At 53.3% G+C, this 17,263-nt stretch carries 11 protein-coding genes; 4 read left to right on the top strand and 7 right to left on the bottom strand.

The genetic code is table 11. From position 1 onward, the window contains the following. The first annotated feature begins 574 nt into the window (after positions 1 to 574). Positions 575 to 3,784, top strand: coding sequence for a glycoside hydrolase family 38 N-terminal domain-containing protein (locus AC6RNO_RS04540; RefSeq protein WP_497104759.1), 3,210 nt, complete (start codon positions 575 to 577; stop codon positions 3,782 to 3,784). 1,144 nt (positions 3,785 to 4,928) lie between these two features. Here the strand turns inward: AC6RNO_RS04540 and AC6RNO_RS04535 are convergent. From AC6RNO_RS04535 to AC6RNO_RS04520, 4 genes are all read right to left on the bottom strand, one after another. Next, a complete protein-coding gene (locus AC6RNO_RS04535; protein WP_497104758.1) occupies positions 4,929 to 6,431 on the bottom strand; it encodes an extracellular solute-binding protein in 1,503 nt (500 codons plus the stop codon). A gap of 31 nt (positions 6,432 to 6,462) precedes the next feature. Further along, on the bottom strand, positions 6,463 to 7,341 hold the full coding sequence (locus tag AC6RNO_RS04530; protein WP_497104757.1) for an ABC transporter permease subunit: 879 nt from the start codon (positions 7,339 to 7,341) through the stop codon (positions 6,463 to 6,465). Between the two features lie 19 nt (positions 7,342 to 7,360). Beyond that, positions 7,361 to 8,263: an ABC transporter permease gene (locus AC6RNO_RS04525; RefSeq protein WP_488435161.1), complete on the bottom strand. Its 903-nt coding sequence runs from the start codon at positions 8,261 to 8,263 to the stop codon at positions 7,361 to 7,363. Positions 8,264 to 8,476: 213 nt separating this feature from the next. After that, on the bottom strand, positions 8,477 to 10,057 hold the full coding sequence (locus AC6RNO_RS04520; protein WP_497104756.1) for a family 43 glycosylhydrolase: 1,581 nt from the start codon (positions 10,055 to 10,057) through the stop codon (positions 8,477 to 8,479). A gap of 829 nt (positions 10,058 to 10,886) precedes the next feature. On the opposite strand from AC6RNO_RS04520, the gene AC6RNO_RS04515 reads away from it, so the two are divergent. Continuing rightward, positions 10,887 to 11,609, top strand: a complete 723-nt coding sequence (locus AC6RNO_RS04515; RefSeq protein ID WP_497104755.1) for a hypothetical protein — start codon at positions 10,887 to 10,889, stop codon at positions 11,607 to 11,609. Positions 11,610 to 11,684: 75 nt separating this feature from the next. Further along, a complete protein-coding gene (locus AC6RNO_RS04510) occupies positions 11,685 to 12,023 on the top strand; it encodes a hypothetical protein (protein ID WP_497104754.1) in 339 nt (112 codons plus the stop codon). A gap of 427 nt (positions 12,024 to 12,450) precedes the next feature. Here the strand turns inward: AC6RNO_RS04510 and AC6RNO_RS04505 are convergent, their stop codons facing one another. From AC6RNO_RS04505 to AC6RNO_RS04495, 3 genes are all read right to left on the bottom strand, one after another. Beyond that, entirely contained in the window at positions 12,451 to 12,804 is a 354-nt protein-coding gene (locus AC6RNO_RS04505) for a transposase (RefSeq protein ID WP_497104753.1), read from the bottom strand. Between the two features lie 12 nt (positions 12,805 to 12,816). Continuing rightward, entirely contained in the window at positions 12,817 to 13,038 is a 222-nt protein-coding gene (locus tag AC6RNO_RS04500; RefSeq protein ID WP_497104752.1) for a transposase, read from the bottom strand. A gap of 367 nt (positions 13,039 to 13,405) precedes the next feature. Continuing rightward, on the bottom strand, positions 13,406 to 15,658 hold the full coding sequence (locus tag AC6RNO_RS04495) for a helix-turn-helix domain-containing protein (RefSeq protein WP_497104751.1): 2,253 nt from the start codon (positions 15,656 to 15,658) through the stop codon (positions 13,406 to 13,408). A 256-nt stretch (positions 15,659 to 15,914) separates the two neighbouring features. On the opposite strand from AC6RNO_RS04495, the gene AC6RNO_RS04490 reads away from it, so the two are divergent. After that, the gene (locus AC6RNO_RS04490) at positions 15,915 to 17,216 is read left to right on the top strand and encodes a DUF6385 domain-containing protein (protein ID WP_497104750.1); all 1,302 of its coding nucleotides are present in this window, start codon (positions 15,915 to 15,917) and stop codon (positions 17,214 to 17,216) included. The last annotated feature ends 47 nt before the right edge of the window (positions 17,217 to 17,263 follow it).

Genomic DNA, 17,263 nt, shown 5'->3' with positions numbered 1-17,263 from the left:
TTATTTTGGATATAAAAGATATTTGAAATCCTTAATACAAACAAAAAAATTTGCTTATTGCTTTAAACACCATTAATTAAAGACTCAATTTGTCTGTAATTTTAGCAAGCGGCTGTGAATAAGTCAAGGGTAGATCGGCTAATCTCCTGCACGAAGAATTCCTGCAAAAATACATGAATTTGCGTCCTTAATCGCTGGCCACGAAGAATTCCTGCAAAAGTGCAGGCTTTTCAGCGGGGATAGGGGCTCAGGTTCACTTTCAACGAAAATTCCTGCACTTTTGCAGGCTTTTCGCCAAAACAAGCCAATTTCGGAGAAAAAACCTGCACTTTCGCAGGTTTTTCCCCGCGTTTCGCGGATTCCGGCCGGCACGTTCGCGGCTATGCGCCTCTCGACGTTGACCAGGGGGCCGGAGCGTGCCTGGCATAATCATTAGGGCGCATAGTACGCTGCGGCATTAATCCGTACGGAATGTTCCTTGCTCCTTAAGGAAGCAAGTTGGGGATTGGGGTTGTTCGGCCGAAGGGCTTCCAGTATGATGAACGTAAATTTCAGTAAAACAGGAGGCAATCCTATGTTTTGGACTGTTGAAAAGCTCCAGGCGCGAATCCGGGAGCTGGAACCGTTTCGCTATCGCGATGCTTTTGCCATCGAGCCGTTGAAAATGAAAACCGACGCCGACGGGGCCGTCGGAACCTACCCCGACGACGGCGGGGAGTGGGAGGAAGTGCGGCTTGGCTTCCGGTGGCAAGGGCGCGACGAATACCGCTGGCTCGCCGCAGACGCCGCCGTTCCCGCGGCCTGGTCAGGCAAGCCGGTCGTCGCGCTGCTGGATCTCGGCCAAAGCGGAGGGAACGGGAACAGCGGCTTCGAAGCGCTGCTGTTTGTGGACGGCCGGCCGTACCAGGGGGTGGACAACAACCACCGCGAGGCTTTTTTGCCGGACGATGCTCCCGGGCGCACGGTCCGGCTGCGGCTGCGCCTCTGGTCGGGACTCGGCGGGTACCGGAGCGCCGAGATTCAGGAGCATCGGCTGCAGCAGGCGGCGCTGGCCTGGCTCGATGAATCGGCCGACGACCTGTACTACACCGCCAAAGCCGCTCTCGAAACGGCGATGCAGCTGACGGGCAGCGAGCCGGAACGGCACGATCTGCTCCGCCTCGTCGATCGGGCGTTCCTGCGGATCGACTGGTCGCGTCCGGGGAGCGGCGGGTTTTACGCCTCGCTGGCGGAGGCCGCGGCACAGCTGCGCAGCGGGCTGGCCGATAAGCCGAAGCGCCACGCGGTTACGGTCCGCTGCATCGGCCACACCCACATCGACGTGGCGTGGCTGTGGCGGCTGCGGCATACGCGTGAGAAGGCCGCGCGTTCTTTTTCCACGGTTCTGCGGCTTATGGAGCGGTATCCGGAGTACGTTTTTTTGCAAACGCAGCCGCAGCTTTACGAATATATCCAAGCGGATTATCCCGAGCTGTATGCCGAGATTCGCGCCAGGGCGGCAGAAGGCCGCTGGGAACCGGGCGGCGCCATGTGGCTTGAGGCCGACTGCAATCTCACGAACGGGGAATCCCTGGTTCGGCACCTGCTCTATGGCGAGCGCTTTTTCCGGAAAGAGTTCGGGACCGAGTGCAAATACCTCTGGCTGCCCGACGTTTTCGGGTACAGTTGGGCGCTGCCGCAAATTTTGCGCAAAGCCGGTATTGAAGCTTTTATGACGACCAAAATCAGCTGGAACCAGTACAATCGGATGCCCAACGACACTTTTTACTGGAGAGGGATCGACGGCAGCGAAATTCTCACCCATTTCATCACAACGCCGAATCCGGGCGACAGTGACGGGCTTGGAGCCTTTTACTATACGTACAACGGCGCAATTACGCCCAAAACTGTGCAGGGCATATGGGACGCCTACCGGGATAAAGAGCTGAACCGCGAGCTGCTGCTCGCTTACGGCTATGGAGACGGCGGCGGAGGCGTCAACCGCGAAATGCTGGAGATGCGCAGGCGCTTGGCCGACATGCCGGGGCTGCCTCATGTTACGACAGGCCGGGCGGACGCTTATTTCCGCGACTTGGCGGAGAGGGTGGCCGCTTCGGACAGCTACGTGCACACATGGGACGGCGAACTGTACCTTGAGCTGCACAGGGGCACGTATACGAGTCAGGCGTTCATCAAACGAATGAACCGCAAGCTGGAGCTGCTGTACCGGGAAGCCGAATGGCTGAGTGTGCTGGGGGCTCTGCAGGCCGGATGGGGATCGTATCCCGCGGAGGAGCTGTATGAGGGTTGGAAAATCATTTTGCGCAATCAGTTTCACGATATTATCCCCGGCTCGTCGATCCGCGAGGTGTACGAGGATGCGCGGGAGGAATATGCGCAAGCCTGGCAGCTTGGCCTCGCCGCCCGGCAGCGGGCGATCGACAGCTTGACGGCAGCGGGGCCCGGGCAAAAGGGCGGCGGCGGGGAATGGACCGTGTGCAACGGTTCCTCCTGGCCGCGCACGGATCTGGCCGTCATTCCGGCTCTTGCCGGGATGGAGGCGGGACGCTGGACAGACGCGGCCGGATGCGCGCTTGCCGCCGAGCGGATCGGCACGGACTGGCACGTTCTCGTCCGGGAAGTGCCTCCTATGGGGCTGGCGCTGATCCGGTTTGAGCCGGACGGTCCGGGTCCAGGTTCGGATTCGGGTCTGAGCGAGCCGAGCGAGGTTCAGCCTCCGGCCATTGTCCCTTTTGCGGCGGATGGGAATCAGTTGGAAACTCCCTTTTATACGTTGGAATGGAACGCATTCGGACAATTGACGCGCTTGCATGACAAAATAGCGGGCCGCGAAGTGTTTCCGGCGGGGACGGCGGCCAATGTGCTGCAGGTGTTCGAGGATAAGCCCAAAAGCCGGCATGAAGCGTGGGACATCGATCTGTACTATATGCAAAAACAGCGCACCGTTACGGAACTGCGGGCCGTCCGCGCCGTTCATCTCGGCTCGCTGCAAGCGATCGTCGAATTCGAATGGACCTACATGGATTCGACGATCCGCCAGCGCCTGATTGCGTATGCCCACAGCCGCCGTCTTGATTTTGTGACCGAAGCGGACTGGCACGAGCAGCGGCAGCTGCTGAAGGCGGCATTTCCCGTCGATATTCGCGCGACCGAAGCGACTTACGACATTCAATTCGGCAACGTGAAGCGGCCGACGCACTGGAACACGAGCTGGGATTATGCTCGTTTCGAAACGGTCGGCCATCAATGGGCCGATTTGGCGGAAGCCGGATACGGCGTCAGTCTGCTGAACGACTGCAAGTACGGCTACGACATCAAGGACAACGTGATGCGCCTGTCCCTGATCAAATCGGCCCTTGTGCCGGACGATCAAGCCGATCAAGGAGCGCATGCGTTCACGTATTCGCTCCTGCCGCATGCCGGCGATTGGCGCGACGGCGGCACGGTGCACGAGGCGTGGGCGCTGAACGCCCCGCTCAGCGCCTACCCCGGCGCGCCGAAGCAAGGAGCGTCGTTCGCTTGCTTCCGGCTGTCGGCCCCCGAGCGCGTCATGATCGACGCCGTGAAAAAAGGCGAGGACAGCCGGGACGTCATCCTCCGGCTGCACGAATACGCCGGCGCACGCGGCGAAGTGGGGCTCGCCTCGGACTGGCCGATCGCCGAGTGGCAGGAAACCGACCTGCTGGAACGCCCGGTCGGGGAATGCCGGGAGGGCGGCGAACTGCGCTTTGCGCTCTCGCCTTACGAAATCCGAACGTTTCGGATTCGTTTCCTTGAACGGTAGCAAATGGCGCATTGCGCGGTCGGGAACAATGCGGCGCATATAGAGCAGTTGCAGGCGGGCTTGCCTTGCGGCCTTGCGGCCGGGGTTGGTGCGCTCCGGCCCGCAGTGCGGCAAACGCACCAGTCAGTCGGGGGTGTCTGAGGCGATACTAATTCAGCGCCGCCGCATGGCTGCGATCAACTCCCGATCGTTCGGATGCGGGAGACGAACGCGCCTCCAGGGGCGCTGATGTATGCTGCGGCGTTTTGGAAACCGCCGAAAAGCCCCGCAGCAGCATAATTTTCGTGCCCCGGGCAGCTCCGACGCCAGCAAAGCCTGCAATTGTGCAGGCTGCCCGATAAAATCGCGACACTCAGTCAGGGCTATGGGAAACAGTGGGGCCCTAATTTGAGGGACAGTCGCTTTTTCTGGGCACGCACCTCTCCTTGTGAGGTCGCGGAACTGAACAAAATGGGCAATGAGACATCGTGGTAGGGAAAACCTGCAAAAGTACAGGTTTTTTCTCTGAAATTGGCCTATTTTGGCGAAAAACCTGCAAAAGTGCAGGAATTTTCGCTGAATGTGCACCTGAGCCCATGTCCCCGCTGAAAAGCCTGCACAATTGCAGGAATTATTCGTGGTCAGCGATCAAGGACGCAAATTCATGTATTTTTGCAGGTTTTCTTCGTTCAGCCGGGCAGATTGTAGTTATCGCCTCTGATGCGGAGGGGTTTTTCAAAAGCCTGCAATTGTGCAGGAATTGCCAAGCGCGGCACCGCCAGTTCCAGCAAGTGAGTTTTCCGACGGTCACCAAGACATCGTTCGTAACTGCTACGTTCGCCAAACATGCTGACATTCTCGCCCGACACGATACACGATACAAAATACCGTTCGCGACCGACCCCCTGACGGCATTTCCACCCACGCGTGACACGCGGACAAAAAAGGGCTGACCCCTCGCAGCTAAAAGCTGCTATGGAAGGTCAGTCCTTTTTCTTCTAAACACACGCTTTAGCGCTCCCAGCCCGGCCCTGGCCAGTGCGGGTCGCGGCGCTCCACACGGTACCACTACAGGTGCCGAAGGCGACGCTTTCGTCCTCCGGCCCTGCGCCGCGGTTTGCCGTCACTCTGACTGCAGCGCAACTCCGCGCGGCGTACTGGGAGCTTATTTTTGTTGCTTGTTGTAATCGGCGGTATACTCTTCGATCAGTTTGTCTCCGCCGTCTTTCCGCCATTTGTCGATCGCATCTTTCCAGCCCTTGTCGTCCAGTTCGCCGAGCGCGTATTTGGTTACAGCATCCGTGATGCTTTTGGTCAAATCCCTGCCCTTCTGATTGTTCGTTTCCGACAGCAGGGAAGCGCTCAGATCGACGACGGCGATGCCTTTGTTGTCCGCCATGGTTTTGTCGATTTTTTCTTCAAGCGGCGTTTTCGTCCCGGCCAGGCCGGTTCCCGGCGTATCCCATTTGAAGTTGAGCACATCGCCGATTCCGGCTGAACCTGCGGTTTTCACGCCCTTGCCGTTATCGACCGTATAATCGGTGCCTTCGATGCCCCATTTCAGCAGCGTTTGCATCTGCTCGTCGCCCAGCTTATCGAGGAAAGCGACAATCTGTTTGACTTTCGCTTCGGTCGTTTCTTTCTTTTTCGGGATGACCAGCATCGAATCGTAACCGAGCGTCGCTCTGACCCGCTGTCCCTTGGGGCCGTCAAAATTTTGCGCCACGTCGACGGCGACTTTCGGATTTTTCTTCATCATATCGAGGTGGCGGGTTGAGGCGTCATCCAGAACCGAGAAGTAGATGCCGGCTTTTTCCTGATTAAAGTAGTCGTATTTCTTGGCAATCGGGAAGTCAGGGCTGATCAGCTTTTCGGAAACCATTTTCTTGTACGTGTTCAAAGCGGTCTGGTATTCGGGGAACAGAAAATCCGGCGTAACTTTGCCGTCCAGCAGCCCCCATCCGTTAGGCCCGCCCGCATATATCGTCAGCTGCTTGAGCAGCTCCATCGTGCTGTCTTCCTGGATGCCGAACGTATCGTTTTTGCCGTTTTTGTCCGGGTCGCCCTGTGTAAACGCTTTAGCTGCGTTGTAAATATCGTCCACCGTCTTCGGTGTCTGCAGCCCCAAGTTGTCCAGCCAGTCTTTCCGGAAAATCATCCCGTAGCGCGCCAGCACCCGCTCCCGCGGAATCCCGAACAGTTGGCCGTTGACGCTGGCGTTCCGCTTGGCCACCTCGCTCATTTTGCTTAACGATTTCGTATCTTTAATAAACGGAGTGAGCTCCCAGAACACGCCGGACATCTGGGCGTTCAGCTGCGCGGACTCTTTGACCCGGCGAAGCAGCATCAAATCCGGCATGTTGCCCGAGGCGATCGTCGCGCTGACTTTGTCGTCGTAGGTCGTGGCCGGGACCCAGGTAATATCCAGCTTCGTGTTCGTGTACTCTTCGATTTTTTTAATGGCCGGCGAATCTTTTTTCGGCGGCTCCGCCAGCTGTTGAATCATCATCACGCTCAGCTTCAGCGGCTCTTGCGACGCAGTGGCCGTCGAGCTTGCCGCCGGAGATTCCGGCTTGGAGCTGCAAGCAGCGAGCATGGAAGCCGTCATACAGGTCAGACAGAGAACCGATATCAGCTTGCGGGATTTTCCGGTTGCCGTTAATTTCATAAGAATACCCTCCTGAATTGAAAGTAGTTATTTATTCCTTCACCGACCCGAGCAATGCGCCTTTGGCAAAATGCTTTTGCAAAAACGGGTACACGATCAAGATCGGCAGCGTGGACAGGATAATGACGGCCATTTTAATCGTTTCCGCCGGAGGCGGCACATAATCGCCGCTGAACTGCGTGGAATCGCCGATTCCCCCCTGCGACAAAATAACGATTTGCCGGAGCCAGACCTGAATCGGCCACAGCGAATTATCGTTAATATACAATACCGCGTTAAAATAAGCGTTCCAGTGCCCTACCGCATAAAACAAGGCGAGCGAGGCGAGAACCGGTGCGGATAAAGGAAGCACGATTTTGAACAAAATGCCCGGATCGCTGCAGCCGTCAATTCTGGCCGCCTCCTCCAGCCCATCGGGAAGCTGCTGGAAAAAAGTGCGCATAATAATCAGGTTAAAAGCGCTGATCAAGCCGGGAATAATCAGGGACGCGACGCTGTCGAGCAGCCCGGTCCATTTGACGATCAGATAGGTCGGAATCATCCCTCCGCTGAACAGCATCGAGAACACGACCAGCTTCATGACCAGCTTGCCGCCGGGCAGCCCCCTCTGGGCGAGCGGGTAGGCCATCAAAGCCGTAAACAGCAGATTCGTTAGCGTGCCGGCAATCGTAATGAAGATCGATACGCCCAAGCTCGACAAAATCAGGTTGGTGGACAAAATGTACCGGTAGCCGTCCAGAGAGAACTTCGTCGGAAACAGCACGAACCCGCTGCTGATCAGCTCTTCCGGGGCGGTCAGCGAGGCTGCCAAAATATATAGGAACGGCAGGACGCAGACGGCCGCCACAATCAGCAGAATGACCGTATTGATGCCGTCTGCGATTTTGCCTGAAATCGATTTGTCCGCCATTACAATCTCCCCTTTCCCGTTAGTAAATACCTTCCTCGCCAAACTTTTTGCTTACATAGTTCGCACCCACGACGAGCACCAGCCCAACCGCCGATTTGAATACGCCGACCGCGGTGCTGTAGCTGAATTTCCCTTGCGAAATCCCCATATCGTACACGTACGTATCGAAAACTTCGCCGACTTCGCGGTTGAGCGGGTTGATCATCAGGAAAATTTGCTCGAAGCCCGAATCCATAAAATGCCCAAGCCGCAAAATCAGCAAAATAATAATCGTGCCGCGAATCGCAGGCAGCGTGATGTGCCACATCGACCTCCATCTGCCGGCCCCGTCTATGCGAGCCGCCTCATACAGTCCCGGATCGACGCCGGCCAGCGCCGCCAGAAAAATAATCGTACCCCAGCCCGTTTCTTTCCAAATCACCTGCGAGGTGATGACGGTTCGAAACCAGTCCTTGCTCATCAGGAAATTCACCGGCTCATGTCCGGCGCTCGCCAGAAAGTTGTTGACGATTCCGCCCTGCGACGAGAAGAACAAAAAACTGATGCCGACGACAACGACCCAAGATACGAAGTGGGGAATATAAATCAACGTTTGAATCAGGCGTTTTACCACGGCGAGCCTGAGTTCATTGAGCATCAACGCGATAATGATCGGCAGCGGAAAAAAGAACACAATGTTATATACCGCCAAAACGAACGTATTGCGGAACAGCATCCAGAACGCATCGTCGCCGAAAAACGTCCGGAAGTGCTTGAAGCCGACCCAGTTGCTTTTGGCAAACCCGAGAAAAGGCTGATAATCCTGGAAGGAAATCAATATCCCCCACATCGGCACATACTTATATACGATAAAATAAAGCAAGCCCGGCAGCAGCATGAGATAAAACCAATAGTATCTTTTCAGCAGGCGCGAGTATAACATTTTCTTCTTCGTTTGCGAGGGCGAGTAGGTTTCCGTTGAAACAGTCTGCACGTCGCATCCCTCCTTATCGGCTAGCGGATATATTCACTTTAAAATCGCGCCGCATTGCCGTCTACAATCCCCGAGGCACATATTGGCCGCAAGACACTGCCGGCCCGGGCAATCCCCTTGCGCACGCGCCGCGAATAATCCGTACGGAATATCCGATAATCATCAAGGAAGCTCATCGACCCGGAACCAGTCGAAGTCCGCATGGCCTCCGATTGCGGCACCTTCCCGATTCACGCAGAAAATGCCGACCTTGGCGCCGACCCATTTGCCCGGACTGGCCGGAACCGGCGCTCCCGCTTGCAGGTAGCTTTTGCCGTCCAGGCTGTAGCTGTAGGCGCATTCCGGTTCGCCGCCGGCCGGGCCGCTGACCGTTACCCGCAAATACAAACCGGAGGCGGGGAAGCGCTCCAGCCCGGCAGCCCACACCTCCTGCTCGGCTGCGGGAGCGCCGTGCCCTTGCATGAGGGACAAGCGGACGCCGTCCTCGCCGGCTTCTACGGCCAGGCAAGCGTATGCGATGCCGAAGACGATCAGCCCGGCTCTGTCGGCCGGCCCGGCAGCGGCGAGCTCCAGCTTCGCCGTGGCGGCAAAAGACGGCGCCGGTAATTTCTGCAGCAGCAGCTGCGGCGCATCGTAGAGCGTCCGCTTCCCTGCGGGCAGCGGCGCTGCGTAAAGACGCAGGCGGCCGGGCCGGGCCGCCAGCGAATGCCAGCCAGGCCCGGGGTTGGCCTGCCACTGCCACTGCAGGCCCAGCCTCGGCCCGGCAAAATCGTCCGAGGCGGCCGGCGCCTGCGGCGGATGGACTCCGCCCACATCCGGCTTCGTCCATTGCGCCACGGGCTCGCCGATCTCTCCCTCGCCCGCTCCCATTACCGGCCAATCGTCCGTCCAGCGCATGGGCTGCAAATGCAGGATGCGGCCGTATGCGCCGCGATCCTGAAAATGAAGAAACCACGACTCGCCCGACTCCAGCTCGATCCAGCCCCCTTGATGGGGTCCGTTCACATCCGTCGTCCCTTGGTGGAGAACGATTCGATCCTCATAAGGCCCCCATATGGAGGTCGAGCGGAGAACCGTCTGCCAACCGGGTTTCACGCCTCCGGCAGGTGCGAAGATGTAATAGTAGCCGTTGCGCTTGTACAGCTTCGGACCTTCAATGATCGGATGACGCTCCCTGCCGTCGAAAATGATCCGCCTCCCGCCCAGCAAGCTGCGGCCGTCCGGCGCCATTTCGATCAGCTGCAGTTGATCCTTGATGCCGCAGCGGCTGTGGGCAAACGCATGCACGAGATAGGCGCGGCCGTCCTCATCCCAGAACGGGCACGGGTCAATCCAGCCTTTTACCCCGTACACCAAATGCGGAGCCGTCCAGGGGCCTTGCGGATGCTCTGCCGTGCACATGAAAATGCCCTCGTCGGGCGTGGCGTAGTAGACCCAAAATCGGCCCTCCCGGTACCGGATGCTCGGCGCCCAGACGCCTGCGCCATGCTGCGGCAGATCGTAACCGGGCAAGTCCAGCCGTTCCAGCACATGGCCGAGGATGCTCCAATGGATCAAATCCCGCGAATGCAGCACGGGAAGGCCGGGTACATGCGAAAAACTCGAAGATACCATATAAAAATCGCGGCCGACTCGAATCACGTCAGGATCGGCGTAATCCGCATACAAAATCGGATTGCGGTACGTGCCGTCCTGCAAATCCGCTTTCCAAACCTGCTCGAACGGGGGTTCGGTCGTTTTCATAGCTTCGCTCCTCGCAATCGTAACTAGGGAGAATCGCAATCGTCGTCTCCCGCTTAATACCATATAGCCATAAAAGCGGCTCCCCTTCTATAATCCTTCCGGCAGAAGGTTCGCTGCCTTTCTTGCCGGATAATCCCCAAGGCAGGCGGGTGCTCCGCAAAGCAGAACTTTTCGGGCTGGAGGATGCTTCTCCGGCTTTACACCTTATTCCTTGTTTCTTCTTTGAGATCTGTGTTGGTGCTTTGCGTTTAGCAATGCGTCATGTGATATATCTTCCAAATAATGGTACAAAACAATCTTGAGAAAACTTTCGACTATTACACGAAGAGAGCAACACGTAGTGGTAATCACTCGTGTTGCTCTCTGTTCTACGCTCCCCATTGCGCTGTTCATGTGATCCGGTCAATCCAGGCACAGGAACTATCATGTTCGAAATTACTTTAACAAAGTCCTCTACGTAGATTTGTTCTTACTGTAGTCCGCATAATAGGGCTATCCTGAGTAAAGCTCCATTCATAGCGTCCTGGATTCCTTCAAAGGCTCAGCGTAAACCGGTTTGCTAGCGACAAAATGCCACAGTCCATTTACATTCCCTTCGTGACCAAGAACGATTGGACCTTCCAATAGACAAAAAAACGTCATTCCCCTCAATTCAAATCATAGCCTAATATAGTAAATTTATCCTATATGCAATTTTCTAATATAGGTGATACAATCATTTTAGTTTGTTCCAAATTATGTATTAAAAGGATTATTTATGATTCGCCGGCCGGCTATCATATAGCACAATACCTATTACTACACCTAAAATCATAGGAGGTTACAATTAATGAAATTTTTGAATAAGAAATTACTCTCTTTTGCATTAATACTAACAGTTGTATTTTCTATTTTTCCTATAAGTGCTTTTGCAACAAATGACGGTACAATTGTAGCTGAATCAAGTGGTGTCATGCAGAAAAATGTAGCGACCTCATCATCAGCAGCTTTGAATTTATTGGCAAGTGATACTGTAGCCGTTGTTACTATTACCGCAAGCACATCAAGTACAGGAAGTTCTTTCTCGACGGATGGACATGCTTGGATTACAGTTGAAAATGTATCGTCTTCTAATATTACTGTTGGTCAGCTATCGTCTATTGCTCCCCACAAAACAGTAACGGTTGGTACATGGGGTAATAAATCTGAGCACACTGGTCTTTGGTACAATCTAGAAGGGTACATCAAGTCCAAAAAAAGCGATGCCTATGCTACTAGGGCTTCCCTTGCTTGGAATGTAAACGCTGCTGGATTACAAACACTAACAAATTATATTAAAAATCATGATGAGTGGGCCCTTAATAACAATTGCAGCTCTTTTGCAAAAGGTCTTTGGAATAGTATTTCAGATGTTAAAGTTGGTAACGGAATATTTATAAATACTCCAAAAGATCTTTATGATTCAATTAAAAGTAACGTAGGCTACTCCACTACTATACCAATTCCTTGGGACTATGCTGTTTACTATGCTCAAGGGACAGGCACACCTAAAAAAAGTGTAGATTACAATTAATAATACAAAGAAAAGATCGTGAGAGAAAAGCCTCATGATCTTTTCTACAATACTATGGTTAACGGGTGATCTCTAATGAGTAACAGGCTTGTCCGATGCATTTACTCGATTATGACAATTTATAAACAAACGGTTAACCCAGAATTCATCTTAATAAGAAACGTAAATATTATTGGTGAAAACGTGCTTATTGAAGGATATTTCATAGGTTCTTCTTTTGAATATAGAGGATATGCAATTAATAATACAGGGAATAAGATATATCTTAGGATAAAAGGAGGCCCTGTATCTCTAAAAAGAGCAGGAGAATTCCGCATAAAATTTGTTAGCAAGGTAAAAGTTAACGAAGTATTTTTGGTAGGAAAAAACAAGGATTCTGCACGTTTAATTTGGCCTATTCAAAAAAATGAGTGACAATGCTATAGTTTAGTAATGGAAGAGAGGTGGATATAAATAATGGTTTTTAAAAAGCTTACTTTTTGGCTTTCTGCAGCCAGCATTTTAATTTGTCTAAGTGACTTTCTTGGAAGTAACTTAGCTAATATTATCCTTGTCCGATTGAATCCAGTTATCGATGCGTTGAAATTTAATACTTGGATCCTCGATACTCATAGTGCAAAAAACACAGATAATAGTGTCTTTATACCTCTTAGATTCCCGGCCTATTTAATTCACTTTGGAACATTCTTTTTGTTAGGTATAGTCTTAGACTATATCATTCTCTTAGTCAAGCGGCGATTATCTAAGCAACAATTATAAGCGGCCTGGCCATCTGTGGAAGTTAGCAAACCTGGCTCTTCCAGGTGTAGACCTCGCCGCAAAGTGATGTATGTTGGCTGCTTCAGTTAGTATCCGTAACGCAGAGTGAGCACATCTGCTTGATTTTTTGATTATAATCTGTAAATAAACCCGGAATCTGAACATAGAGTTTTTCAAGATAATAAATCAGTGCGATGATTTTATCGGTGTCATATCCACGATCAGCCATAACGTTCTTGCCCTCGACGTCAAGGGTTTGCAGGATCTTGTATCCCGCCACACAATCGTTGATGTTGCATGCCGTCACTTTGTATTTCTGGGGGTTGCCGAGTGTGTCCACCACCGCGTGAATCTTGGAGGTTAAGCCTCCTCGTGACCGTCCGGCGGCTTGAAATTGCTGCCCCCTTTTGCCCCCGCAACGTGCTGGTGAACCCACCCAATGGAGGCATCAACCATAGCGCTTTCCGAATTGGGAGCTGCGGAGGACATTCCGCATCCTATCGAATATTCCCGCCTGTTCCCACCAGCGGAATCGCGTGTACACCGATTGCCGTGTTCCATAATAATCAGGCAAATCGCGCCAAGGTGCTTCCAAACGGATGACCCAAAGCATGGCGTTTAGCCTGGCGGTTGTCCTTTGCCTGACCTCCTCCTTGTGTCTTCCGTTCAAGCGACAACAGCTCTTTTATTCGATTCCATTTATCGTCTCGTAGTTCGTATCGTCTTTTCATACGAAAAGTTTGCCAGATTATTAGGCTGGTTAATAGTTTGAAAACACCCCCTAGCAAAAGCTTAAAAATAACGAAAAAGACCCGTTTTCACGGAAACTTTTCTAAGCACGTTGTTTTGCAAATAGCGGGGCGTTTGAAAAAGTTGTCCGTCCGAGTCACCTCCACATGCTCGGCAATCGAACGGGGTCATCTGCATCAGCTCGCGATCGATTCTTCCCGGATGTGATCGTGAAGGGATCGGCACGTAGGTGGCCATCCCTCCTGTTCCCCTTGCGCCCGCGCCAAAAAAACCCGAAAGGGCTCGGGTTATAAAGGGCGGTAATTTTTCCGGTATTCGCCGGGAGTCGTACCTTCTATTTTTTTAAAATACCGGATGAAATTTTGCGGATTCTGGTACCGCAGCCTTTCTGCGATTTCGGCAATTTTCATATCCGTTTCCAGCAGCCATTGTTTGGACTGATTCAGCCGGTACTGGGACAAATAATCGCTGAAATTGACGCCGGACTCCTTGCGGAACACCGTTTTCAAATAGTTCGGATGGTAATTCAGGCGCGACGCGCAAACGTCCAGCGTAAGCTCGGATTCGAATTCGCGGTGGATAATGTCCTTCATCTGATCGGAAATGTTTTTGTTCCGCGTATTCCATTTTCTGCTCATCAGCGTCACCATCGGCTCCATGACCGTGCTCATAAACCATTGTTCCGTTTCGGGAACGGTTTTCAAATCGTTCAGCTGCTCGAACAGCTGCCGGTCGTCGTTCAAGGACAGCTTGAGCGTCTCGCCCGAGCTTTGAATTTCGCGGATCAGGTCGACGAGCAGGCGGAAAAGGATCATTTGATATTCCTGGTGGCGAATATTTTCGCGAATCGTCATTGTCAAAAACTCGCGGAGCAGTTGGCGCGCCTTTTCCAAGTCCGGCACCATCAGGGCGTCGATCATCTGCTTCTCGATCCATTCGGGGAACATCGCATGAATACGCTGATCCGGCAGCACATCCTCCACATGCAAAATCGCTCCCTCGCCAAAGCGAATCCGGTATTTCAGCGCTTCCAGACTTTCCCGGTAGGCTTGCGCACAATACGTCAGGCTGGGATGAAACCGGCTGATGCCGATGCTGACGCTCAACTGCAAAATCGTCTTCACCGTAGACTGGATCGTCTCCGCCCAGACGTACACCCCGTTTTTCGCCGCTTCCGGCGAGTCCGCCCTGTTTTTCAGCAGCGTCACCTGATTCCCGCTTAACACGACCGGATCCAGGCGAGTATCCGCCGGAATCAACTCGGATACGATATTGTTGACGGCAAACATCAATAAATCGCGGTCGGTATCGCGGAATCGCGTGCCGGCGAGCGAGTCGATCTGCACAGTGACAATGCAAAAAGCACCTGCGCCCAAATCATACTGAAACGCCTCGGCTCTGTCCTGAATCTCCTTGGAACCAAGCTCTCCCATCAACAGTTTCCTTACAAAAAACTCCTTCAACTGCTTCGTTTGCCCTTGAATCTGCTCCAGCAGCTTCGACTGCGACGTCTTCAGCGAACGTATATGGTCGCCGATGACCTGCAGCTCATCCGTCGACTTCGCTCTGCCTTCGCTGCCTCCGCTGCCGGCCGCCTCGAACATCATGCGAATCGGCCTGTACATCTTTCGGGAGCCCATCAGTGACACCGCCAGCAGGAGGGCAAAAACGGCCGAACACACCAGCACCGTGTACCAGCCGATAGCCCGGGATTCCTTCGTAATTTGAGCAATGGAAACAACCGAAACATAAATCCAATCGTTATAGGTGGAAGTCCGGTATGTAACCCCGATGGATTGATGTTCGATCCGAATCGTTTCGAAGCCATCCGTTGCGCGAACGTCCTGCAAATGTTTCACAATCCGGCCCATCAGTTCGGGCGTAAACGTAGGGTTGGCCGCTTCGGTCAAAATGCGGTAATCCGCATCCAAAATGATCGTCTCGGCTTCCTCGTTGCTTTCGGGGAGCAGCTTTTTCAGCCTGCTTTCCGGTATCGTCACGGCGATGACGCCTAACGGGTTCGTTAATGTATTGATCGGCAATTTTTTCACGAGCTGAATGCTGGCCGACGCCTCGTCCGTCATCCAGCGGGACAGCACGGGCATCTCCGCCAATTTTGACAGCGGTTGCAAATCCTCTTCAGGCAGTGATTCCATAAAGCCGTTATTGTCCAAATACCATCTTCCGGCGAAGCTGGCCATCCGTATATCTTGTATGCCTGCGTCATAGGACTGGAGCTTGTGGAGACCTTCGTTCAGGTCGTTCACTTTCTGGAAATCTTTTGCCGTCAGCTGCATTCCTATCGATTGATTCAATAACGGGCTATTGATAAATTGAAGGATCGACCGGTCGATAGTTTGCAGAAGCTGTTCCACTTGAAGCTGTGTCTGCGCAAGCACCTGCATGTTTCCGTGAATGACCTTTTCCTGAATAATTCCCCCCGCCTTCCAATAAGACAGGCAGCCCAGAGAAACGACCGGGATCGTAACCAGAATCATACTGAAAACGATCAGTCTGCGTAAATACTTCGATTTCAACATGACAGTCCCTCACTTTGCAAGTGGCATCCATCCGCGGAGTAATCCTCATTATATAGAACCGGAACCGGGCTTTCAAATGAAGCCCGTACGTTCAAGATTACTGTTGCTAATGATGAACGTCTATAATCATCAGGGCAGATTATCCCCGCAGAGCGCTTTAAAAAGGGCTGTTTTAAGGCAAGTCTATGATGGTTGCTATCCATATCAAGGATACGAGAGCAAGTATAAAATATATAGAAGAAAGGAGGGAAAATTCATGCCTAACTTTGCAGCATATAATCTGGACCCCAATCAATTGCAAACCTTGATTTTCGGAAGCGACGGGACCAATACCCTTGCAATCAATACGGATAGTACCGGCCGCATTAACATAGGTGCTGTGAATACGGTAACTGCTGTGCTGGGAGCTACTATCACCGGCGGGACCGTTTCGGCTACTATCGTTGGCGGGACGCTTAGCGCAGTCGAAGCCGTTACTATCGTTGGCGGTACGCTTAGCGCAGTCGAAGCCGTTACTATCGTTGGCGGTACGCTTAGCGCAGTCGAAGCCGTTACTATCGTTGGCGGTACGCTTAGCGCAGTCGAAGCCGTTACTATCGTTGGCGGTACGCTTAGCGCAGTCGAAGCCGTTACTATCGTTGGCGGTACGCTTAGCGCAGTCGAAGCCGTTACTATCGTTGGCGGTACGCTTAGCGCAGTCGAAGCCGTTACTATCGTTGGCGGTACGCTTAGCGCAGTCGAAGCCGTTACTATCGTTGGCGGTACGCTTAGCGCAGTCGAAGCCGTTACTATCGTCGGTGGGACTGTTTCCGCTACGATCCTTGGCGGCACTGTCTCGGCTACAATCCTTGGCGGCACGCTCAGTGCGGTCGAAGCTGTTACTATCGTTGGCGGCACGCTTAGCGCGGTCGAAGCCGTTACGATCGTCGGCGGGACCGTTTCCGCTACGATCCTTGGCGGCACTGTCTCGGCCACAGTCCTTGGCGGCACGCTTGACGCTATATCGGCTGCTACCATTGTCGGCGGCACGCTCAATGCTGTGCAAGCTGCTACTATCGTCGGCGGCACGCTCAGCGCAGTCGAAGCCGTTACCATCGTCGGCGGCACACTCAGCGCGGTCGAAGCCGTTACCATCGTTGGCGGAACGCTCAGCGCAGTCGAAGCCGTTACTATCGTCGGCGGTACGATTTCCGCTACTCTCTTGGGCGGAACCATCACAACCATATCTCAAAACAACTTCAACCAATTCAACGCACTGGGCTTTACGGTCAGCTCAACTTCCTACACGCCAGTTCCCGCAGCCTCGCTTATGCAAAACACGTACCCATACAAAGTCTACTCTTACTTGGTTTATAACAATGCAGGCGCCGTTACCGTCGATGCCCGTGTTGAAATCAGTTCTGACGGATCGCGTTGGCTTGTCGACTCAACTATTACCGGCTTGTTGACAGGAGGCATTCTGACGCCAATTCGATTTGCTAAATATACCCGGATATCTCTGGCAACAGAGGCAGTCGGTTCCGCTACTGTAGACGTTTATCTCGATGCACAAGTATAAATCGAATTCATAAAATGGAGGATGACGACTGTTATCCTCTTCTTTTT

The sequence above is a fragment of the Paenibacillus sp. sgz302190 genome, from assembly GCF_059820445.1.
The sequence above is the reverse complement of the archived record's forward strand: the minus strand, read 5'-3'. Positions and strand labels throughout refer to the sequence as shown.

What these genes read in the sequence shown, in the direction of transcription:
- AC6RNO_RS04540 (WP_497104759.1), top strand. Translation starts at nt 575, where the DNA reads ATGTTTTGGACTGTTGAAAAGCTCCAGGCGCGAATCCGGGAGCTGGAA.
- AC6RNO_RS04535 (WP_497104758.1), bottom strand. Translation starts at nt 6,431, where the DNA reads ATGAAATTAACGGCAACCGGAAAATCCCGCAAGCTGATATCGGTTCTC.
- AC6RNO_RS04530 (WP_497104757.1), bottom strand. Translation starts at nt 7,341, where the DNA reads ATGGCGGACAAATCGATTTCAGGCAAAATCGCAGACGGCATCAATACG.
- AC6RNO_RS04525 (WP_488435161.1), bottom strand. Translation starts at nt 8,263, where the DNA reads ATGTTATACTCGCGCCTGCTGAAAAGATACTATTGGTTTTATCTCATG.
- AC6RNO_RS04520 (WP_497104756.1), bottom strand. Translation starts at nt 10,057, where the DNA reads ATGAAAACGACCGAACCCCCGTTCGAGCAGGTTTGGAAAGCGGATTTG.
- AC6RNO_RS04515 (WP_497104755.1), top strand. Translation starts at nt 10,887, where the DNA reads ATGAAATTTTTGAATAAGAAATTACTCTCTTTTGCATTAATACTAACA.
- AC6RNO_RS04510 (WP_497104754.1), top strand. Translation starts at nt 11,685, where the DNA reads ATGAGTAACAGGCTTGTCCGATGCATTTACTCGATTATGACAATTTAT.
- AC6RNO_RS04495 (WP_497104751.1), bottom strand. Translation starts at nt 15,658, where the DNA reads ATGTTGAAATCGAAGTATTTACGCAGACTGATCGTTTTCAGTATGATT.
- AC6RNO_RS04490 (WP_497104750.1), top strand. Translation starts at nt 15,915, where the DNA reads ATGCCTAACTTTGCAGCATATAATCTGGACCCCAATCAATTGCAAACC.